The 18547-nt window shown below is 67.6% G+C and carries 19 protein-coding genes; 12 read left to right on the forward strand and 7 right to left on the reverse strand.

Annotated elements, in window-relative coordinates:
• The first annotated feature begins 118 nt into the window (after positions 1-118).
• Together VIB55_RS08210 and VIB55_RS08215 are read left to right on the forward strand one after the other, a co-directional pair.
• A complete protein-coding gene (locus VIB55_RS08210; RefSeq protein WP_331876190.1) occupies positions 119-934 on the forward strand; it encodes a nucleotide-binding protein in 816 nt (271 codons plus the stop codon).
• Between the two features lie 22 nt (positions 935-956).
• The gene (locus VIB55_RS08215; protein ID WP_331876191.1) at positions 957-1913 is read left to right on the forward strand and encodes a DUF4238 domain-containing protein; all 957 of its coding nucleotides are present in this window, start codon (positions 957-959) and stop codon (positions 1911-1913) included.
• 265 nt (positions 1914-2178) lie between these two features.
• Here VIB55_RS08215 and VIB55_RS08220 read toward each other — a convergent pair whose 3' ends face one another.
• From VIB55_RS08220 to VIB55_RS08230, 3 genes are all read right to left on the reverse strand, one after another.
• The gene (locus VIB55_RS08220) at positions 2179-2505 is read right to left on the reverse strand and encodes a hypothetical protein (protein WP_331876192.1); all 327 of its coding nucleotides are present in this window, start codon (positions 2503-2505) and stop codon (positions 2179-2181) included.
• Positions 2495-2698, reverse strand: a complete 204-nt coding sequence (locus tag VIB55_RS08225) for a helix-turn-helix domain-containing protein (RefSeq protein WP_331876193.1) — start codon at positions 2696-2698, stop codon at positions 2495-2497. Before VIB55_RS08225 ends, VIB55_RS08220 begins: the two co-directional genes overlap by 11 nt.
• 348 nt (positions 2699-3046) lie before the next feature.
• Positions 3047-3409, reverse strand: a complete 363-nt coding sequence (locus tag VIB55_RS08230; protein WP_331876194.1) for a DUF2513 domain-containing protein — start codon at positions 3407-3409, stop codon at positions 3047-3049.
• A 211-nt stretch (positions 3410-3620) separates the two neighbouring features.
• Here VIB55_RS08230 and VIB55_RS08235 point away from each other — a divergent pair, with 211 nt between their 5' ends.
• Complete coding sequence (locus VIB55_RS08235; protein WP_331876195.1) at positions 3621-4061, forward strand: hypothetical protein; 441 nt, start codon at positions 3621-3623, stop codon at positions 4059-4061.
• Between the two features lie 48 nt (positions 4062-4109).
• Here the strand turns inward: VIB55_RS08235 and VIB55_RS08240 are convergent, their stop codons facing one another.
• Complete coding sequence (locus tag VIB55_RS08240; RefSeq protein ID WP_331876196.1) at positions 4110-4565, reverse strand: hypothetical protein; 456 nt, start codon at positions 4563-4565, stop codon at positions 4110-4112.
• Positions 4566-5527: 962 nt separating this feature from the next.
• On the opposite strand from VIB55_RS08240, the gene VIB55_RS08245 reads away from it, so the two are divergent.
• From VIB55_RS08245 to VIB55_RS08255, 3 genes are all read left to right on the forward strand, one after another.
• On the forward strand, positions 5528-7255 hold the full coding sequence (locus VIB55_RS08245; protein ID WP_331876197.1) for a hypothetical protein: 1728 nt from the start codon (positions 5528-5530) through the stop codon (positions 7253-7255).
• 85 nt (positions 7256-7340) lie between these two features.
• The gene (locus tag VIB55_RS08250; protein ID WP_331876198.1) at positions 7341-8480 is read left to right on the forward strand and encodes a tail fiber domain-containing protein; all 1140 of its coding nucleotides are present in this window, start codon (positions 7341-7343) and stop codon (positions 8478-8480) included.
• Complete coding sequence (locus VIB55_RS08255) at positions 8480-8884, forward strand: hypothetical protein (protein ID WP_331876199.1); 405 nt, start codon at positions 8480-8482, stop codon at positions 8882-8884. Before VIB55_RS08250 ends, VIB55_RS08255 begins: the two co-directional genes overlap by 1 nt.
• Before the next feature lie 139 nt (positions 8885-9023).
• Here the strand turns inward: VIB55_RS08255 and VIB55_RS08260 are convergent, their stop codons facing one another.
• The gene (locus tag VIB55_RS08260) at positions 9024-10949 is read right to left on the reverse strand and encodes an FtsX-like permease family protein (protein ID WP_331876200.1); all 1926 of its coding nucleotides are present in this window, start codon (positions 10947-10949) and stop codon (positions 9024-9026) included.
• Entirely contained in the window at positions 10946-11653 is a 708-nt protein-coding gene (locus tag VIB55_RS08265) for an ABC transporter ATP-binding protein (protein WP_331876201.1), read from the reverse strand. The genes VIB55_RS08260 and VIB55_RS08265 overlap by 4 nt, the downstream gene beginning before the upstream one ends.
• Before the next feature lie 135 nt (positions 11654-11788).
• On the opposite strand from VIB55_RS08265, the gene VIB55_RS08270 reads away from it, so the two are divergent.
• Both VIB55_RS08270 and VIB55_RS08275 read left to right on the forward strand, forming a co-directional pair.
• Positions 11789-12751 carry an alpha/beta hydrolase gene (locus VIB55_RS08270; RefSeq protein WP_331876202.1) on the forward strand — a complete coding sequence of 321 codons (963 nt, stop codon included), beginning with the start codon at positions 11789-11791 and terminating at the stop codon, positions 12749-12751.
• Positions 12752-12908: 157 nt separating this feature from the next.
• Positions 12909-13403: an SgcJ/EcaC family oxidoreductase gene (locus VIB55_RS08275; RefSeq protein ID WP_331876203.1), complete on the forward strand. Its 495-nt coding sequence runs from the start codon at positions 12909-12911 to the stop codon at positions 13401-13403.
• Between the two features lie 77 nt (positions 13404-13480).
• Here the strand turns inward: VIB55_RS08275 and VIB55_RS08280 are convergent, their stop codons facing one another.
• Positions 13481-13735: a hypothetical protein gene (locus tag VIB55_RS08280; protein WP_331024405.1), complete on the reverse strand. Its 255-nt coding sequence runs from the start codon at positions 13733-13735 to the stop codon at positions 13481-13483.
• A 176-nt stretch (positions 13736-13911) separates the two neighbouring features.
• Here VIB55_RS08280 and VIB55_RS08285 point away from each other — a divergent pair, with 176 nt between their 5' ends.
• The 4 genes from VIB55_RS08285 to VIB55_RS08300 form a co-directional block, all read left to right on the forward strand.
• Complete coding sequence (locus tag VIB55_RS08285) at positions 13912-14433, forward strand: dihydrofolate reductase family protein (RefSeq protein ID WP_331876204.1); 522 nt, start codon at positions 13912-13914, stop codon at positions 14431-14433.
• A 98-nt stretch (positions 14434-14531) separates the two neighbouring features.
• Positions 14532-15794, forward strand: coding sequence for an FAD-dependent oxidoreductase (locus VIB55_RS08290; RefSeq protein WP_331876205.1), 1263 nt, complete (start codon positions 14532-14534; stop codon positions 15792-15794).
• A gap of 710 nt (positions 15795-16504) precedes the next feature.
• Positions 16505-16999, forward strand: coding sequence for a hypothetical protein (locus VIB55_RS08295; RefSeq protein ID WP_331876206.1), 495 nt, complete (start codon positions 16505-16507; stop codon positions 16997-16999).
• A gap of 409 nt (positions 17000-17408) precedes the next feature.
• Positions 17409-18547 (forward strand): M28 family peptidase (locus VIB55_RS08300; RefSeq protein ID WP_331876207.1); only part of this gene is annotated, 1139 nt, incomplete at its 3' end.

The following is an 18547-nucleotide window of genomic DNA, read 5'->3' on the forward strand; positions in this document are numbered from 1 at the left end:
AGGCAGACCGGGTGCGGCACTAGGCGGCTGCTAGGCCGCTTGGCGCGGCAAATCCGCCGGGGTAGATTCCATCGCGTCAGGCGTCCGTCTCCACCCCAGTCACAGCCCCGGCGGTGCGATGCACAGAACTCGAACGTTCAAGCAAACGAAATTCCCCCCTGAAGTGCTCAGGAAAGGGCACGAACAGCTACATGGCATCCTCCCGAAACTGGAGGATGAGGCGCGTAATTCGGATTTTCGTGTGTCTGTTGACTATGATGAGGCGTGGACGCATGACACGGAAGCGGAGTTCTTTGCCGACTACAGGCGCGACCACGATCAGAGTACGTATGAACGGTCTTACTATCAGGAGCGAACGAGATACTGGCTTCGCGTGTCGTTTAACTACGGCAAGACAGACGTGACCGTGGGCGCTAAGACCCGCGCCGAGATCGAACACGTCATGCAGGTGTTCGAAGACTCCGCAGAAAGCGCTAGACTACCAGACCCCCCCCGGCCTGCGGAGCCGCCCCCAAGCCGCCCGACTATCTTCATCGGTCATGGGCGTGACCCGCAGTGGCGGGATCTGAAGGACCATCTAGCGGATAAGCATCAGTTGGACGTTCAAGCGTACGAAAGCGGCGCGCGAGCAGGGCACGGCATCCGTGACATTTTGGACGATCTAGTTCGGACCAGCAGCTTTGCCGTGCTGATCCTGACGGGGGAAGACGAAATGGCGGGCGGTGGCATCCGGGCTCGGCAAAACGTCGTCCATGAACTCGGCCTCTTCCAAGGAAAGCTCGGGTTTACCCGCGCCATCGCGCTGCTTGAAGAGGGAACGGAAGAGTTCTCGAATATCCACGGAATCAACCAAGTCCGATTCGCGAAGGGCAACATCCACGCGACGTTCGGGGAAGTGCTCGCCACAATCCGGCGCGAGTTTGGCCCCGGTTGAACGAGCCGGCGAAGGAACAATTTTGCAAATTACAGAGCACAGCCACTTCGTCCCACGTCGGTATCTCGCCCGCTGGTCCACCGACGGGATTCACGTGTGGGAGCATAAATTCGCCGTCCCACACGAGAACTACCCTGTGTGGCGGCGTGCGCCGCTCCGAGAAGCGTGCGCACGTCGGAACCTCTATGAAGCGCATCTTGAAGGGTTCGAGCGGGACCACTTCGAGAAATGGTTCAATCTGGAGATTGAGACTCCCGCCTACGCCGCCTTGGACCGGCTCGAAGCTGGTGCGGGATTGTGCGGCAATGACACGGAGGCGCTGGTGCGGTTCGCCGTTGCCCAAGACCTCCGTACCCCGAAAGATTGGAACCGCTACGACGCGTGGCAGACACACGTGCTTCCGTCAGTAATGGAGCGGATCGTAGAAAAGACCGTGCGGAAATTCAAGCCGGGACTGCCATATGAGCGGGAGCGGGAGCCGCTGCCGACAGATGAGCGGCGGTACGTCGAAACGTCCCTAACGCCAACTCCCGACGGCGTGCTTGTCGAGATGTCCGTCTCGGTCGGAAGTACGGCTTGGGTTCAGCGCACAAAACGTATGGTGCGCGAGTTGACGCCCAAGGCGGTACACTCCCGGTGGCACATTATCCGACCGCATCCCGGCCGCTCATGGCCAACTTGCGATCACCCGCTGGTCCGCTTCGAGGAACGCCAAGGATTTGCGATTCATGGTACCGGCTGGTTGCGTAAGAACACGGAAATTTTCCTTCCATTGAGCCCGCAACTCGCATTGTACACAAAGGTGGGATCAAAAGCCCCCGTGCCCGGAGTCATGAATGTTCTACGAACGCATTTCTTCGTCCGGCTGATTGTCGGTCACACGGACCGCAGCGTCTTTTCCAACTACCCGAACTACAAGTGGGTTGAATGGGAGAAGCGACGGTACGTAAACCGCGAAAGGTTCAACGCCTACCGCTGAACAAGGCTGGACATCCCCGCACACAAAAACGCAGAGCGCCCCCGGCGAGTTGTTCGCCCGCCGACGCGCGCGGTTTCAGCTTCCAGCGCCGGGAGTGCGGCACGGGCGTCGGATTCGCGGCGGCGGTCCCCCCCGCGCATTCCGGCCCGCATTTGTTCGTGGTAGTCCGCGAGCGTTTCGGAAAGCTCGCGGGCCTCTCGCCGGCTGGCTTCCCTCTCACTCCGGAGTGCGTCGATGGCCCCTGTGGGGTCCTGCACCTGGGGGGTCATACGGCGAACCCGCGTGCAGCGAGCTGAGAGGCCACGTCGGCGCGCTGGGGGGCAGCGTCGCGCTCACGCTGGGCGGTCAGTTCCTCGCGAAGCTGGTAGAGCTGCGCCCCGAGCTGCTGGTCGTCGGCGCTCGTGGCGCGGAACGTGGCGGGCAGTGTGCCCGCGTAAGTCTTCGCGGCCTCTGCGATCAACGGCAGCTCGCCGGGGACCCGGCCGCCACGGTCCTCCCGCTGGGCCAGATCGGCACAAAGGCCGGGGTCGATGCCGTTGGCCGCCAGTTCGGCAGCGAATCGCAGGCGTCGGGCGAAAGCATCAGCGGCCATCGGTTTCTCCGTTCGTGTGTGCCGCCAAGGCTCCCGCCCCGCCGGCAGCGATGAATCGTTCCAGCTCGGCATCTGCAACCCGCAGCCCACGTGAGCCCACGCGGACCGCCCGCAGCTCACCGCCCGCGACCAGCCGGTAGGCCGTGCGCAGTCCGATGCTTAGCCGCTCGGCCACTTCTGGAATCTTCAGCACGCGCCATCCTCCGGGTTTCAGGGAACGAAAAAAGCCCCCGCTGCCGACGATCCCAGGTCCGGACGGCGTGAGCCATCCGGGTCCATGGATTCGTGTTGGCAGCGAGGGCAAAAAGGGTCCGGTCCTCGCCGGTGGGCGGCTTTAGAGCCCGCCCCGCCCGCCTCCTAAGAGGTCGGACGATATGTCGCGCCCGATCCTGCCGGGCACGGAGATACATTAGCGGCGCACCGGGCCTTAGTCAAGGGCCTCGCTGGGGCCTAACTCATTACTAAAGAGTAGTTTACGCTATCGCAGTGGCTGGTCCGCGCGGCTGGATCGCGAGCCTCCGACGTTCGCCCCGGCGCGCCTCTATTTCAGCCCGAACAGGCCTAACGAGACTTGGGTGGCGAGCGCCTTGAACACCTCGAACGACGCGGACCCGCTTTTCTCCTTCACAAGTTCTTTCGTCCGGTTCCAGACCGTCTCGTTTCGGGTAGTGTCGAGAAATTCATGTCCCGCCCACGTCAGCCGCTCAACCGTTCCTTGCAGTGCTCCGCGCCCCTCGTATCGCGCGAGGTTCGCGTCAATGAAGCCGGCTTCCTCCAACAGCGCGAAGTGACGAGCCACCGTCGGTTCGTCGTACCCTTCGAAAGCAGAAGAGGTAACGCTGAAGTCTGGTGCGGCCTCTGCGCGCAGCAGGATAAGCCGGACTAGTTCGAAGTCACGTTTCATTCTTTGTCTCTAGGAGCGGTTGGAGAGGGTACGGCGCGGGTACGCGTGCGCGTGCTACGGTACAGCATGCGGCGCAGCGCTCGCAACCAAAGGAACGGACTTCCACCCGTTTGGTTGCGGCGGGTCCGCGCGCGCAGGTACTATCTGTGTCTTAGTGCCCGACCGCACGCAAACACCCTCTACGGCGCGGAGTCACATGCAGTTTTGGCGCATGCAGATGCACCCCTCTGACCCTGCGAACGCGATGCGGTACGCTGTGGAGAGCATTGCCGCCGGGTTCATCGGTCTGGACTTCGCGGGAGACGTGGGCGACCTGCGCCGTGTCCAGAGAGAGTCCCTGCCACCCGGCCAGACCGACTACCACGATTTTGCGAATCGGATGCAGAGGGGCGACCGGGTGCTTGTGATGGTGCACCACTTCCCGTTCGCGGTAGTCTCAGTCGCGGGGGACTACAACTACGTGGCAACCCCGGAGCCGGAGTTGGGGGTGTGGTTCCGGCACTTCCGCCGCATCGACAAGGGCGCTACGAGGTACTACGCCGACCGGATCACGAACGCGAAGGCTTGGCAGCCGATCACGATGACGGATACCATCTCCATCCTGAAGGACCCCACAGGTCAGACGTACCAACTGATCGAAGGTTGGAGCTGATCGCGGCGCGTCCGTCGGACCGTCCGCCACACGGAGCTACCCTCCCACTCATTTGCGCACACCCGCTTTCGCTTGCAGCGCCGGCATGAGCAGGGGGTGCCGATGACCGTCCAATTCGCTTTTCAAGTCCGTCGCTGCCGCGTTCAGTGATTCGAAGACACTGCCGATCAGTTTGTGGGCGTCGGACGAGTTGTCGACCACCTCTTCAGGTAAGAACTTTGCTTCTGCTGCGTTCCCTGAAGCCGAGATAAGGTGCTGAGCGACGGACGCCGGCAGTACCGCGAAGTGCTTCGTATAGAGGTTCCGGGCGTCTATCTCAATTCGTTCCATCTCACGCGCCATCCTCGCGGTTGCGTCCCACCAATCCATATCTGGGAAGCTGTGTTCGGGGAGAAGTCCTTGTGCGAGGGAAAAGATTTCCTCACACGCTGTGAGCTGCCTAGTCAGGTACGTCTCCGACAACCGAATGCGCGCCCGGTGCCCTTCGATGTCGTGCTGATTCATGTTCCGAATGGCTTCCAACTCACGCTCGTGGGCCTCACGTTGTCGCTGCAATCTTGCGTCGATCCATCGCGAGCAGCGTGAAGAAGCCCGTGACCAGGGCCGCGATCACGGCTGACGAAAACAGCATTTGCGTCCAAGTAGGCTGCGTCTGCATTGATGGGGACGGGGATCGGGTTTGAAGCAAATGGTGAGAACCAGCGGATGCACGACGATAGGGGGCCACGTGCGCGGTTGCAACAACCGTTCACGCCGGCATCCCTACTCGGCAGGCATGGGCACGGGACGGGCGCGGGACTCGCACGGGACACGGGACAAGCTGTCCCGCGCTCACAACCCCCCGCGCCCGAGTAGCTTAGGCGCGTAAATAGCTATCTACGCTATATTTAGGTTACTATCTAGTAAGCGGTGTGTTGCGGCGGCAGGTCGTGGAAGGGACTCATAATCCTTAGGTCCCAGGTTCGAATCCTGGTGGGCCCATTGTAAATCCTGCCCCCGCAAGCACCTGTGCTTGCGGGGGCAGGGCCGTTCCGTACCAGGTGCGCCGTCAGGGCGAAACGGTGATAGCCAACGGAAACGCGGCGCCTACCCCCGGCGTCCCCGCTGACGGGGATGCGCAACTGTACGTTCCCGGGCGGTGCCGGCGCGCCCTCCGGTCCAGGCGTGTCCCACAACTTGGAGGAAGCGCAATTTTACTTCAACGAAGACCAGAACTTCTCAACCGCACCGTGACACTGGGCGCGCGGAAAGTATTGTGGCTGCGAAGCGTATGTGTTAGCTTGTCGCAGGTTCCTCACCCGGGCCGCGGCGCGACCGGCATCATGCCGGCTCCGCACTGCATCCGCAGCCCCATCGCAGCAATCGCTGCTCCCACGCCGTCCTGTCGACCCCCCATGCGCGCTCCAGTTACTGCCCTCCTGGTCATCCTCGCCTCGGCCGCGTGTGCTGATGCGGAGCCGACCAGCGTGCCGCGCAATCCGAAGCCCGGGCCCAATGTTCCCCTGCCCCTGGGCGTGTACGAGTTCACCGTCACCGGCATCAGCGGGGCCGAGCCGATCGCCAGCGTCAAGGCGATCGACATGCCCATGCCCAGCGTGGGCGGGGTGAGCGCGTCGATGTCGGCGGTCAACGGGTTCAACATGGAGGAGGTGAGCACCAACTCCGTTTCCGAGGGCGGCCGCGGGCGCGGGTACCGCTACGTATCGGTGAACATGCGGGTGCGCAACACCAGCGGCCTGCCCCTGAACAACGTCACCTTCATCCCGGTCACCGGGGCGGGCGCCATCGCCGGCACCCCGTTCGTGAAGATGCTGAAGTTCGACGGCACGCAGGCCGACACGCTGGTGGCCAAGAAGACGGTGCCCAGCGGCGTGGTGACCATCACCGACAACGGTGAGATGCGCAGCCCCCAGCAGGACGTGCTTCAGGTATTCGACGAGGCCGAGGTGGCCGCCATCCCGCTGCCGGTGGGCGTAACGGGTATCTTCCCCTACGGCTTCGTCATGCGCAGCAGGCTGTCGACGGAGAACCGGGCGATCCCCGCGACTCCCGAGCCGAACCAGTTCGACGGGCTGCTCACCTACTCGTTCCGCATTCCTCTGCAGCGGCACGACGTGGGCACCACCAACGGAGCCACCAAGGACGCCTTCACCTTCACCTTCCGCATGATGGCGGTGCAGGACACCGAGGTGCGGCTGACGGAAAGCATGGAGGAGGGGCAGGACACGTCCGCGGTTCGCCGGCTGCACGAGCGCGCCGCCGCGATGGGCGCCACCACCGTAACGGTGCTGAACGGAAGCCCCGCGATGGACCCGTTCGTGGCGGACTACCCAGGCCAGCGGCAGATCTGCTCGCCGCGCACCGCGGGGCCCGCCGGCACCCCGCAAACCACCATGAACACCCGCGCGGAGTACGTAAAGCTGGCGGTGCTGCGTCCCGGCGAGAGCGTGGACCCGTGCGGGGCGAACTTCCGTGCCGGCACGCCGGCTCGCCCCGCCACCAACGTGCCGTTCGCGCTCACGGTGGCCTCCGTCGACCGCTACGGCAACGTGATCGGCGTGGCGGGCGACAGCGTGCAGCTCTCCGCCGTCAGCGGCCCCCCCGCGGAGCTGGGCGTCAAGACCGCCATGGTGGCCGGCCAGGCGCTCATCAACGTCCGCTACCTGGACTACGGCACCTCCGTGCTGCGCGCCACCGCCCGCCGAATCCAGGGCGTGGGCCCGACCATCCCCGTCTTCGGAACCACCAAGAGCTGGTCCAGCGGGGCCGCCACCAACGCCTGGCTGACCAACTCCAACTGGGCGCTGGGCGGCTTCGCCATGTCGCAGGACACCGTGGTCCTTGCGGGTGACGGGTCCAGCTACCCCGTCATGACGCAGAACCACGTCGTGAGCGGGCTGACGATGACGCCGGGAAGCACCGTGCAGCCCACGCTGAACCTCTCGTCGTTCGACCTTTCCGTGGCCGGGAGCGTGAACCTGGGGAGCACGGGCACCTTCCAGGGCACCGGCCGCCTGATCCTGACCGGGGTGGCGGCCACCGTCGGAGGCGGGTTGACCAACTTCGACGTTCGCAACCTGCGGGTGACCGGCACCTACTCGGTGAGCAGCAACGTCAACGTCACGGGCGGCAGGCTCGTGGTGCAGGGCGGCAGGCTGCGAAACGAGAAGTTCCGCGTCCGCGTCAGGCCGTAGCGCCGTGCACTCACGGTACGCCCGGCCCGGCGGCCGGGCGGAAGTCCGCTCCACAACCTTCACGTCCTCACTCCGGAACGGAGCCATGAAGCCCCTACTGAAGCTCTCCTCGGCCCTCGCTCTCCTGGCCCTGTCGGCCGCCCCGGCCGCGGCCCAGTCCGACATCCTGCTGCAGCTGCGCTCGGGCAACCCCGCGGGCGACCGCATGCGCGTGGACAGCGCCGGCGCGGTGGTGGCGCTCGGCACCCTCGGCATCGGCATCATGCCCGCCACGGGCCCCGGGTACCGGATGATGTGGATGCCGTATTTCGCGGCCTTCCGCGCCGGGAGCACCGACGACGGCGGGGCCGGCACGTACTGGGACTTCACCAACGTGGGCTTCTTTTCGTGGGCGGGCGGCAACCGTACCATCGGCAAGGGCTACGCGTCGATGGTCATGGGCGAGGACATGACGGTGACGGGCAACTACTCGACGGCGTTCGGAAGCGACACCGAGGTCAGCGGGCAATACGGCTTTGCCGCAGGCGACGACAACCGCTGCACCTCGTCGTACTGCCACGCGGTGGGCTTTACCGCCAACGCGGGCGGCATCGCGGCGGTGTCCCTGGGCTACCGCACCACGGCCGATGCCGACTACTCGATGGCACTGGGGTACCGGGCCAGCACCAACGGCCGCACGGGCTCGTTCGTGTGGGCCGACGCCAGCACCACCGACTCGGCCCAGGCGGCCGCCAACTACGAGTTCCTGGCGCGCGCGTCGGGGGGCTTCCGGTTCCGCACCAACTCCACGCTGACCACCGGGTGCAACATCGCCGCGGGCACCGGCACCATGACCTGCTCGTCGAGCCGCACCCTGAAGGAAGGGTTCTCGGAAGTCGATGGTGAGGACGTGCTGCGCAGGCTGCGAGCGGTGCCGGTGAACTCGTGGAACTACATCGGCGAGCAGGCGGGCGTCCGCCACATGGGCGCGTTCTCGGAAGACTTCTACAGCGCCTTCGGGCTGGGCAACGACCGGCTGGCCATCAGCCACCTGGACGCCGACGGCGTGAACCTGGCCGGCGTGAAGGCCCTGGACGCGCGGACGACGGCACAGGCGGAGCAGATCACGGCCCTGCATGCCGAGAACGCAACCCTGCGGGGCGACGTCGAGCAGCTTCGCCGCGAGAACGCCGCGATGGCTGAGCGGCTGCGGGCCATTGAGGCGATGCTGGCGCCCCGGCCCTGATGTTCGATCGTCGGTGGATGGGCCGGGCGGCATTCCTGATCGTGTGCGCCGCCTGCAGCCGCGATGATGGAGAAGGCCAGCCGCAGGCCGTCGGGGAAGGCGCCGATCCCCTCGTGGTGGAGGAGCCGAGGGTGACGCCCGCCGAGTTGGCGGCGGCGGCCGTGCGGGTTCGGGCGCACTCCGATTCCGTTCGCCGTGCGGCCCGGGCACGCGCCGGGCTGCCCCCGGACGACCCGCCTCCGCGTACGTCGCAATCCGCCGCCGCCACCCCCAAATCGGCGTTCCAGGGGTGCATGGAGCAGGCGCAGGCCGCCGAGGGGCACACGCGCGCGCAGATCGAGCGGGCGTGCAACAACCTGCCGGGGTCTCCGGCCTCCGGCGCGAGCTCTCCAGCCGATCCTTAAGGCTCAGGATTCGAATCTCAGTGGCCTGACCAACGCTGCCCCCGCAAGCACGTACGCTTGCGGGGGCGGCGCTGTTTTGTGGGATCCGGTGATGGTCGTCGAGTGGACGAGATGAACGCGTTCGGGTCAGCACGCGGAGCTACTCCGCGCGGAGTGAGACTTGGGGATCGACCGCCGCCGCCCGCCGGGCGGGCCGGTAACTCGCGAGCACTGCAACGCTTCCCAGGGTGACGGCGATGCCGCCGAAGAGGACCGGATCGAACGGGCCCACCCCCCGCAGCAGCAGCTGGAGCAGGCGCGCGATCCCACTGACCGCGATGCCACCGAGGATGATGCCGAGACCCACGATGCGGAGGCTCTGGACGACCACGAGGCGCGATACGTCTCTCGTCCGGGCGCCGACGGCCATGCGGATGCCGATCTCACGCGTGCGCCGCGCGACGTTGTAAGACATCACCCCATGCAGCCCCCAGGTGCCCAGGACCAGGGCCGCGGCCGCCACGGCACCGAAGACCACGGCCAGCCAGCGGAGCGGAGCGCGAAAACGTGCCAGGTAGGCTCCCACCGTCATCCCGCCGGCGAGTTCCGCCCCTGCCGCCGACCCACGAACCGCCTCCTGGATCGCCGGAAGGAGCGCCATCGGCTCGCCCTTCGTCCGCACCACCAGCCCCACGGTGCCGGGCGGGTGCTGCCAGGCGGACACATAGACCTGCGGCACCCCCTCGCCGCCCGATCCCACGCCCTCGGCCCGGATGTCCTCGACCACCCCCACGATGGTGTACCAGGTGCCGCCGAGGTTCGCGCGGTGGAACTGGACTTTTCGCCCCACCGCGATGCCCCTCAGCCTGAAGACGGACGCGAATGCCTGGTTGATGACGACCACGCCAGGCGCGCCCACGGTATCCGCCGCGCTGAACTCGCGCCCATGGACCACGCGAACGCCGAGGGTTCGGAAGAACCCGGGGCCCACCGCGTGATACCGGGCCGGCTTGACCCAGCCGGGCGCGGTCGGTCTGCCGGTGAGCGCGTGGACGAAATCGCTGTTCCCCAGCCCGACCCAGGCGCCCGTGGACCCGATGCTCGTATCCGCAACGCCCGCGATCGCCGCCACTCGGCGGAGCATGCCTTCGTAGGCGAGGTGGCGGTCTCCGGTGCTCAGGGCGCCCGCGTCCGGCAGACGCACCTCGGCCGTCAGCATGCCCCGCGCGTCGAAGCTCGCGGCGGGAACGTCCTCCGAAGAGGAGGCGAAGCCTCGGAGGAGTACCCCGGCGCTCGTGAGCAGGACCAGGACGGCGCCGATCTGCGCCACGGCGAGCGTATTCCTCATGAACGCCTCGCCACGGGTGGCCGTGGCGCGCCCGCCGCTGGTAAGGAACCCGCGCAAGTCGCGCCGCCAGGCGACGCTCACGGGGGAGAGCGAGGCCAGGAGCGGCACGAGCAGGAAGATGCCCGCCACGCCTCCGAGCAACACGACATCCGTCGCGCGATTTCCCCACGGCGGCGCGCCGCCCGGCCACGAGACGCGGACCGCATGAGCCGTGGCGACGCCGATCAGCAGACCCACTCCTCCGCCGAGCAGGGGCAGGTGGGCCCCGCCCCGAAGAAGGTCGTGCACCAGGCGGCCCTGGGTCGCTCCGAGTGCCGTACGCAGGGCGACCTCCCGCCGGCGCACCGCCGCCCGCGCGAGGGTCAGTGTTACGGCTTCGACCAGTGCGATGGCGAGAAGGAGCACGACCAGGGCAAGGAAGACCTGCAGCAGCACCCGCCATGCGCCGTCCTGGATATCCGGGATGGTCTGCCGCGAGGCCGTCCACCCGGAGAGCCAATCCGTCGCGAGGGAACCCTCGTCGAGGAGCGGGTCGATGTAGGGAGACGCGCGGAGCAGGCTGGAGCGGATGGCCCCGAGCAAGGGGATCCCCATGCCCAATCCAATCGCCAGGGCCAGCACCACCGGGACGGTGACTCCCGCGGTTTCCTCCACGGAGCGGGGCGCCCGCTGCGACGGCCGATCGCCGCCCGTCGTTTCTCCCCCGGTACGCCGCGCTGTACGTTGATGATGGATCACGCGCGTTGCTCCTCCCGGACGATGCGCCCATCGAGGATGTGGAGGGTGCGTCCGGCACGGTCGGCGTAGCGTGGGTCGTGGGTCACCAGGATGATGGTGGCGCCCTCGGTGTGCAGATCGGCGAGCAGGTCCATCACCGCGTCTCCGTTCGCGGAGTCGAGGTTGCCGGTCGGCTCGTCGGCGAGCAGCAGAGGGGGTGCTCCCACGAGTGCTCGCGCCACCGCCACGCGCTGCTGCTCGCCCCCGGAGAGCTCGGACGGATACTGATCCGCCAGGTCCGCCATTCCAACCCTCTCCAGGGCCGCCCACACCGACGCCTCCTGCGCCGCGCGTGGCACGCCGCGGTACGTCAGCGGAAGCTCTACGTTGTCGTAGGCCGTCAAATCGCCAATGAGGTTGAACGACTGGAAGATGAAGCCGATCTCACGGCCGCGGACCCGCGCCCGCTCGTGAAGACGGAGCGATGACACGGGTCGGCCGTCCAGGTGGTACTCGCCCGCGGTCGGCACGTCCAGCAGCCCCAGGATGGAAAGCAGGGTAGATTTGCCGCAGCCGGACGGCCCCGAGATCGCTACGTACTCGCCTTTCCACACGTCCAGGCTGATGTCGCTGAGCGCATGGGTCTCCGCCGACCGGGCGCGGAACACCTTCTGGACGCTTTCCAAGCGGACGAGCGCGTCGGGCGAGGGGTGGGGCGCACGCATATCAGGTGGGGTCCGGGTTCACGGCAAGGGACGCATGTCAGACGGCGGTTCGGGGTCAACCGTTGCTTCGAACGATATCGCTTCGTCTGGTGTAGCTGCGAGCAGGTGGACCGTTGAGCCCTCACGACCACGTCCATGAACCGGATGCGCGCGTTCTTCCTCTCCGCCGTCGTCCTTCTCGTCGGTTGCGCGCCGTGGCACCTGCAGGCCCGCGGTTCTTCTGCCCGGGAGGGCTACTTCGCGGGAGCCGATGGCGCATCGCTCTACTTTCAGGTGATCGGCGGCGGGCCGGACACGGTCGTTGTGGTGCACGGGTTCCAGGGCAACGGCAGCGGGTATCTCGCGCCCGACCTTGAGCGCCTGGCGCAGGGACGCACGCTCCTCGTCTACGACCAGCGCGGGGAGGGCAGGTCCGATTCGGTGCCGAGCCTGGAACCGCCCGGTCTGGAGGAGCACGTTCGGGATGTGGAGGCGCTTCGGCGGCACTTTGGGCTGGAGCGCCTGCGCCTGTTCGGCCACTCGGGGGGCGCGGCGATCGTCGTGCAGTACGCGGGCGTACATCCTGAGCACGTAGCGCAGGCGCTCCTGGTCGCGCCTCCCCCGCTCGTCGGCGCGGGCTACCGCGAGCTGACCGGGCAGCGGTTCTTCGCCCGGCTCGACAGCGTTACCTGGACGCGCATGCGTGCGCTGGAGGCAGGCATCGCGCAGGCCGAAAACCCCGCGTTCCTGTGCCGCGAGATCATCGCAACGACGCTTCCGCGTGCGTTCCTGGCCGACTCGACGGCGCTGGGGCGGATGCGCGGCGACTTCTGCGGCGCGCCGGCCGACCGGCTGCGGACCCGCGCGGCTCGCCGGGATGCCTTCCTGAGGTCTCAACAGGGCAGGGACTGGGGTCCCATCCTGGAGCGGATCCGCGTCCCCGTGCTGATCATCCATGGCGAGCAGGATGCAATCCCGGCGGAGTCCGCGCGCGAGCTCGCCAGGGCTCTGGCTGATGGACGTGTGCTCATCCTCCCCGGCGCGGATCATCTCCCGTGGCTGGACCGGCCGGAGCAGTTCTTCTCCGCGGCTGATGCATTCTTCAGCGGCGGGAGGTGACCGCCTGGCAGCACGAGCCGCGAGGTTTGGCGCTGCCTGCCGATGATCGGCGACCACAATGGATCCTGTCCTACGTCGGGTTCCTTGCGCCAGGCGCCATCCGGACCCAATGATGGCCCACCCTGTCGAACGACTCCATCCTACCACTCGGAACGCAATGAAGACCTCTTCCCCTCGCCGGACCGGCTCGCGTCGCTGGCGCCTCCCGCTGCTCGCGATAAGCAGCCTCGTCCTGGGAGCCTGCACGGTTACCGCATCCGCAGGGCGCCCGAGCGCCGCCTCGTGGACCGCGGACGAGGCGCAGATCCGCGCCGCCACGAATGCGTCCGCCGAAGCGTGGAACCGCGGCGATCTGAAGGGCCATCTCTCGATCTACGTGGATTCCGTGACGTACATGACGCGCAACGGGCCGCGGCCGGGCGTGGGTGCCATCGAGCGGGATTTCACCGCCGCGTTCTTCAACCAGGGCATGCCCAAGCAGCAGCTGCGCTTCGAGCAGCTCAGCGTGCGGCGGCTGGGGCCCGAGGCGGCCCTGGAGACGGGGCGGTTCATCCTCTCCGGCGGCGGGCAGCCCGACCAGTCCGGCTGGTTCACCCTGGTGTGGGTCCGCACGGCGGACGGCTGGAAGGCGGTCCACGACCACTCGGGCTGATCGGCATTTGGTGGAAGAAGAGCAGCCCCGGCAAGCGTGTGCTTGCCGGGGCTGTGGCGCTCTTGAGGCGAGCCGTGCTACGTATTGGCGACGGTTACGGCCTCCACGATCTTGCCCTCGCGAACCAGGGCGTAGCCGGTGAGCTTGCCCTGCTTCTTCCACGTGCTGGGCGGGTTCTGGAACGCCCACACCTCGCCGTCGTCACCGGCCTGGCGCTGCAGCTTTTGCCACGCCATGCGAATGCGCAGCGCCGCCATGTCCGGCAGGTGGCGTGCATAGGAGGTCGGTGCGTTGTCCACGCGCTCCGTCAGCCACTCTTCGATGATCTTCATGGTCCCGCCCTGAATCGGTTGATGCACCCGTCAGGGCAAATGGACCTGACGCTTGCAAACTACCGCAACCGGCGGCCCTACGCTACCGTGAAGCCGTCTGGCGCCGGTCCCGGCGCGGCACCAGAATCAACCGCTCCCGCCGGAGATTGGACCATCCCCAACACCCCACATCGAGCATGCGAATCGTGACCTACGGCGCGGCGTGCAGCGTGGACGGGTTCATCGCGGGGCCGGACCATTCGCTGGACTGGCTTCACTTCAGCAAGGACGTGCAGGAGTTCTTCGGCGCCTTCATGGCTACCGTCGACACCATCGTCATGGGCCGCAAGACGTGGGAGGCGTCGGCCGGGCAGATCGGGCCAGACGGCTACGGGATGCGCACGTGTGTGTTCTCGACGTCGCTGGAGCGCATCGACCACCCCGCCGTGGAACTGGTGCGCGCAGACGCCGTCGAGTTCGTGCGGCGGATGAAGGGCGAGCCAGGGAAGGGGATCTGTGTGATGGGCGGCGGGGAGCTGGCGTGCTCGCTGCTGCGCGCCGGGGTGATCGACGAGGTGGGATTGAACGTGCACCCGCTGCTGCTGGGCTCCGGCGTTTCCCTGTTCCGCGACGCGGGGCGCATTCCGCTGGACCTGCTGGAATCGCGGGTGATGGACGGCGGCTGCGTCCTCTCACGCTACCGCGTGCGCCCCGGCTGATCCGCAACGGTGGACAGCCGCTGTCCGGCTGGTGGCACGCGCCGTGACGGAACCCGGTCCCCGCGCGCCGGATGCCGGCATGGACCCCTGGATAGCAGATGGACGAAATGGCCGACGAGCGCCCGCAGGACGACGACCGCATCCGCATCATCGGCTACACCTGGTCGCCCCGCTCGCACGACGTGCGCGACTTCCTGGCGCGCACCCGGGTGCCGTACCAGTGGGTGGACTTCGAACGCAACCCCGAGGCGCGGCGCCAGGCGGAGAACCTCGGCTCCACCTCGGGCCGCGGGCTGCCGCTGCTGGTGTTTCCGGACGGATCGCACCTGGCGGATCCGGACGACACGGCGCTGGCCGAAAAGGTGGGGCTGAGCACCCAGCCGGACCGGCCGTTCTACGACCTGATCATCGTGGGAGCCGGGCCGGCGGGGATGGCGGCGGCGGTGTACGGTGCCAGCGAGGGGCTTCGCACCCTGCTGATCGAGCGCGAGGCGCCGGGCGGGCAGGCGGGGATGAGCGAGGCCATCGAGAACTACCTGGGTTTCCCTGAGGGGCTGCGGGGGAGCGAGTTGGCCGAGCGGGCCATGCACCAGGCGGAGCGGTTCGGCGCGGAGGTGATCGTGGCGCGCGAGGTGGTGGGGCTGCGCGACGACCGGGCCAACCGCGTCGTCTGCCTGGACGACGGCACTGAGCTGTGCGCGCACGCCGTTCTGCTCTCGCTGGGCGTTTCGTGGCGGATGCTGGAGGCGCCCGGGTGCGACCGGCTGATCGGGCGGGGCGTCTACTACGGCGCGGCCGCCGCGGCGGTGCCCACCTGCCGCCAGCGCGACGTGATCCTGCTGGGCGCGGGGAACTCGGCGGGGCAGGCGGCGCTGTACCTGGCCCGCTTCGCCCGCTCGGTGACCATGGTGGCGCCCGAGGCCGACTTTTCCGAGCGGCTGTCGGAGTACCTGCTGAACCGCATCCGGGGGACGGAGAACATCCACCTGCGCACCAGCTCCAAGGTGGTAGAGGTGGAGGGCGGCGACCTGCTGGAAAAGGTGACGATCGAGCACGTGGACACGGGCGAGCGCGAGGTGGTGGAAACGGCCACGCTCTTCGTCTACATCGGCGCGGCGCCGCGGACGGAGTGGCTGGACGGCGTGGTGGAGCGCGATGAGAAGGGGTTCGTGCTGACGGGGCCGGACCTGGACGGGGCCACGTGGACGCTGGACCGTCCACGGTACCTGCTGGAGAGCAGCATTCCCGGCGTGTTCGTGGCGGGTGACGTCCGGTCTGGATCGGTGAAGCGCGTGGGCGCCGCGGTGGGGGAAGGGTCGATGGCCATCCAGTTCATCCACAATCACCTGCGGGGGCGTTAGCACCCGCAGCCTGTCATCCTGAGCCCAGGGGCGCCGGACCAGCCCGGGAGGCCTCGGCTGCCGTGGGGGCCCTCACCCGGCCGCGCTGACACGCGTGCCACCCTCTCCCACAAACAGCGTGGGAGAGGGGGTACACTTCAGATTTCGGTGCTTGGACACGCGTCCGCTCACGCACCGACTACTGGCGCCGGAGGCGCAGACATGCGACCATCTTCGCACGCCCGCAAGAACAGGCTATCGTCCATCGTCGATCTGCTGCGTGAGCGCGTCGATGCGTGAGTGAGGAGTGAAAGCCGCTGTAGAACCGCCACTTAGCCACGGGATGTCATCCCGATGGAGCGGCCAAGGCATACTCGCCCGTGCACCGAAGACGGCAGCGACTGAGGGATCCGCCACACACTCGCGTTAGCGCCTCCCCGCCAGCGCACGCGCGGCATCCGGTTGTGGAGGCGCGCACACGCGACCATCTTCGCACAGACGCAGGAGAAGGCTATCGTCCACCGTCGGCTCGCGGTGCGTCTGCAGGCTGTGTGGCGGATCCCTCAGTCGCTGCGAAGTTCGTCGTGGAGGAGAGCTATCGGGAGGTCGCTCCATCGGGATGACAGCGCGTGCCTCGGCCGTTCTCGTCGGGATCGCACTTTCGCACTTTCGCACTCACGCACTCACGCACTCACGCACTCACGCACTCACGCACTTCCCACACACCAGCCATGGCGCTCATCACCTGCGGCGATTGCCATCAGCAGATCTCGGACGCCGCTCCGGCCTGCATCCACTGCGGCCGCCCGAACCGCCCGCTGAGCCCCGGCGCCGCCCCAAAGCCGATGCCGGTCCCAAGCGAATTCCGTCGCGCGAGGGCGCTGCGCCGAAACCCGCCGACCAAGCCATTCGGATGGCTGCGCACCGCCGCGGTCGCGGTCGTCATCCTCGCCGTGCTGCTCGGGATCGCCTTCGGGGAGTGGTCCGAAGGGGTGGACAGCCTGCTGCGGGGATTCGGGATGCTGGCCGTGGGCATCGCCGTCATCCTCAGCGACCACGACGAGCCGGCCGCGCCCGCCAACCGGGGGCCCCGGAAATCCTGGGGCGATCATTTCGCGGCCCAGGATCGGCAGCAGGACTTCCAGTGGACCCTCATCTTCGGCGGCATTCTCATCGCGCTCGGGATTGCGGACCTCGCCCTCGCGGCGCTCGACGCGGTGGGCTGAAGCCGAGCGAGATTCGTCCACGATGTCATCCCGATGGAGCGGCCAAGCCGAACCTGCCCGTACACCGATGACGGCAGCGACTGAGGGATCCGCCACACACTCGCCGGAGCGCCTCCAACCCTCGCGTTACCTCTGCTGATTGGGGATCGTCCACCGGAGGCTTGCGGTGCGCGTGCGTGCTGTGTGGCGGATCCCTCAGTCGCTGCGGAGTTCATCGTGGAGAAGAGGTGTCGGGACGTCGCTCCATCGGGATGACAGTGCTCGCCTCGGTCATCGCGTTCGGCTCCCACTTTCGCACGCCCACACTTCCCCTCGTCCGATTGTTGCCGCACGAGGGGACGATTACGTTACGGGCGGATGCGGACCCTCCGTCCGGCGCCTGGAATCCATCGAACCTCCGATCCATCCGATGCAACGACGCACCCTGTTCTCCGCCGCGGCGCTGGGGCTGCTGGCCGCCACCGCCGCCAGCGCGCAGGCGCCGCGAATCACCCCCGCCGAAATCGACGGGCACCTGCGCTTCCTGTCGTCGGACCAGCTGGAGGGCCGCGCCCCCGCCACCCGCGGTGGCCGCCTGACCGCCGAGTACATCGCCAGCCAGCTGCGCGAAAGCGGCGTGCAGCCGGGGGTGAACGGCAGCTACTTCCAGCGCGTACCCATCGACATCGTGGGCGCGGTGCCCACCAGCATCCGCGTTTCGGCCGGCGGAAAGGCGAGCGGCACCCTGCGCTACCCCCAGGACGTGGTCGTCTGGGGCGGCTCGGCGGCCGAGACCAGCGCCGCGAACGCCGAGATCGTGTTCGTGGGATATGGATCCACCGCGCCGGAGTACCGGTGGGACGACTTCCAGGGCGTGGACGTGCGCGGCAAGATCCTGATGGTGCTGGTGAACGATCCGCCGGCCAATCCCCGCGAGCCCGAGCTGTTCGGCGGACAGGCGATGACGTACTACGGCCGCTGGACGTACAAGTTCGAGGAAGCCGAGCGCCGCGGAGCCGCGGGGATGCTGATCGTGCACACCACGGAGGCCGCCGGCTACCCCTGGCACACCGTCGTGGGCTCGTGGGCCAAGGAGCAGCGCATGCTCCCGCGCGACCCCAACCTGCCGGCGCCGCTCGCGTTCCGCGGGTGGATCACCGACAGCGCCGCCACGGGGCTGCTCCGGCAGGCCGGGCTGAACCTGGCCGACCTGCGCCGCCGCGCCGGAACGCGCGGCTTCCGCCCCGTGCGCACGGGCGTCACCATGGACGTGGCGTTCCGCAACACGATGCAGCACCTGGAATCGGAGAACGTCGTGGGCGTGGTGCGCGGGAGCGACGCCCAGCTGCGCGACCAGCACGTGGCGTTCAGCGCGCACTGGGACCACCTGGGCATCGGCCCGGCGGTGAACGGCGACTCCATCTACAACGGCTCGCTCGACAACGCCTCGGGGGTCGCCGACATCCTGGCCATCGCCCGCTACGCCGCGCAGAGCCCCGCGCCCAAGCGGTCGCTGCTGTTCGTCTTCGTCACCGCCGAAGAGTCGGGGCTGCTGGGCTCCGAGTTCTT

Origin of the sequence: Longimicrobium sp. (assembly GCF_036554565.1) — a bacterium.
Classification (GTDB): Bacteria; Gemmatimonadota; Gemmatimonadetes; order Longimicrobiales; family Longimicrobiaceae; genus Longimicrobium.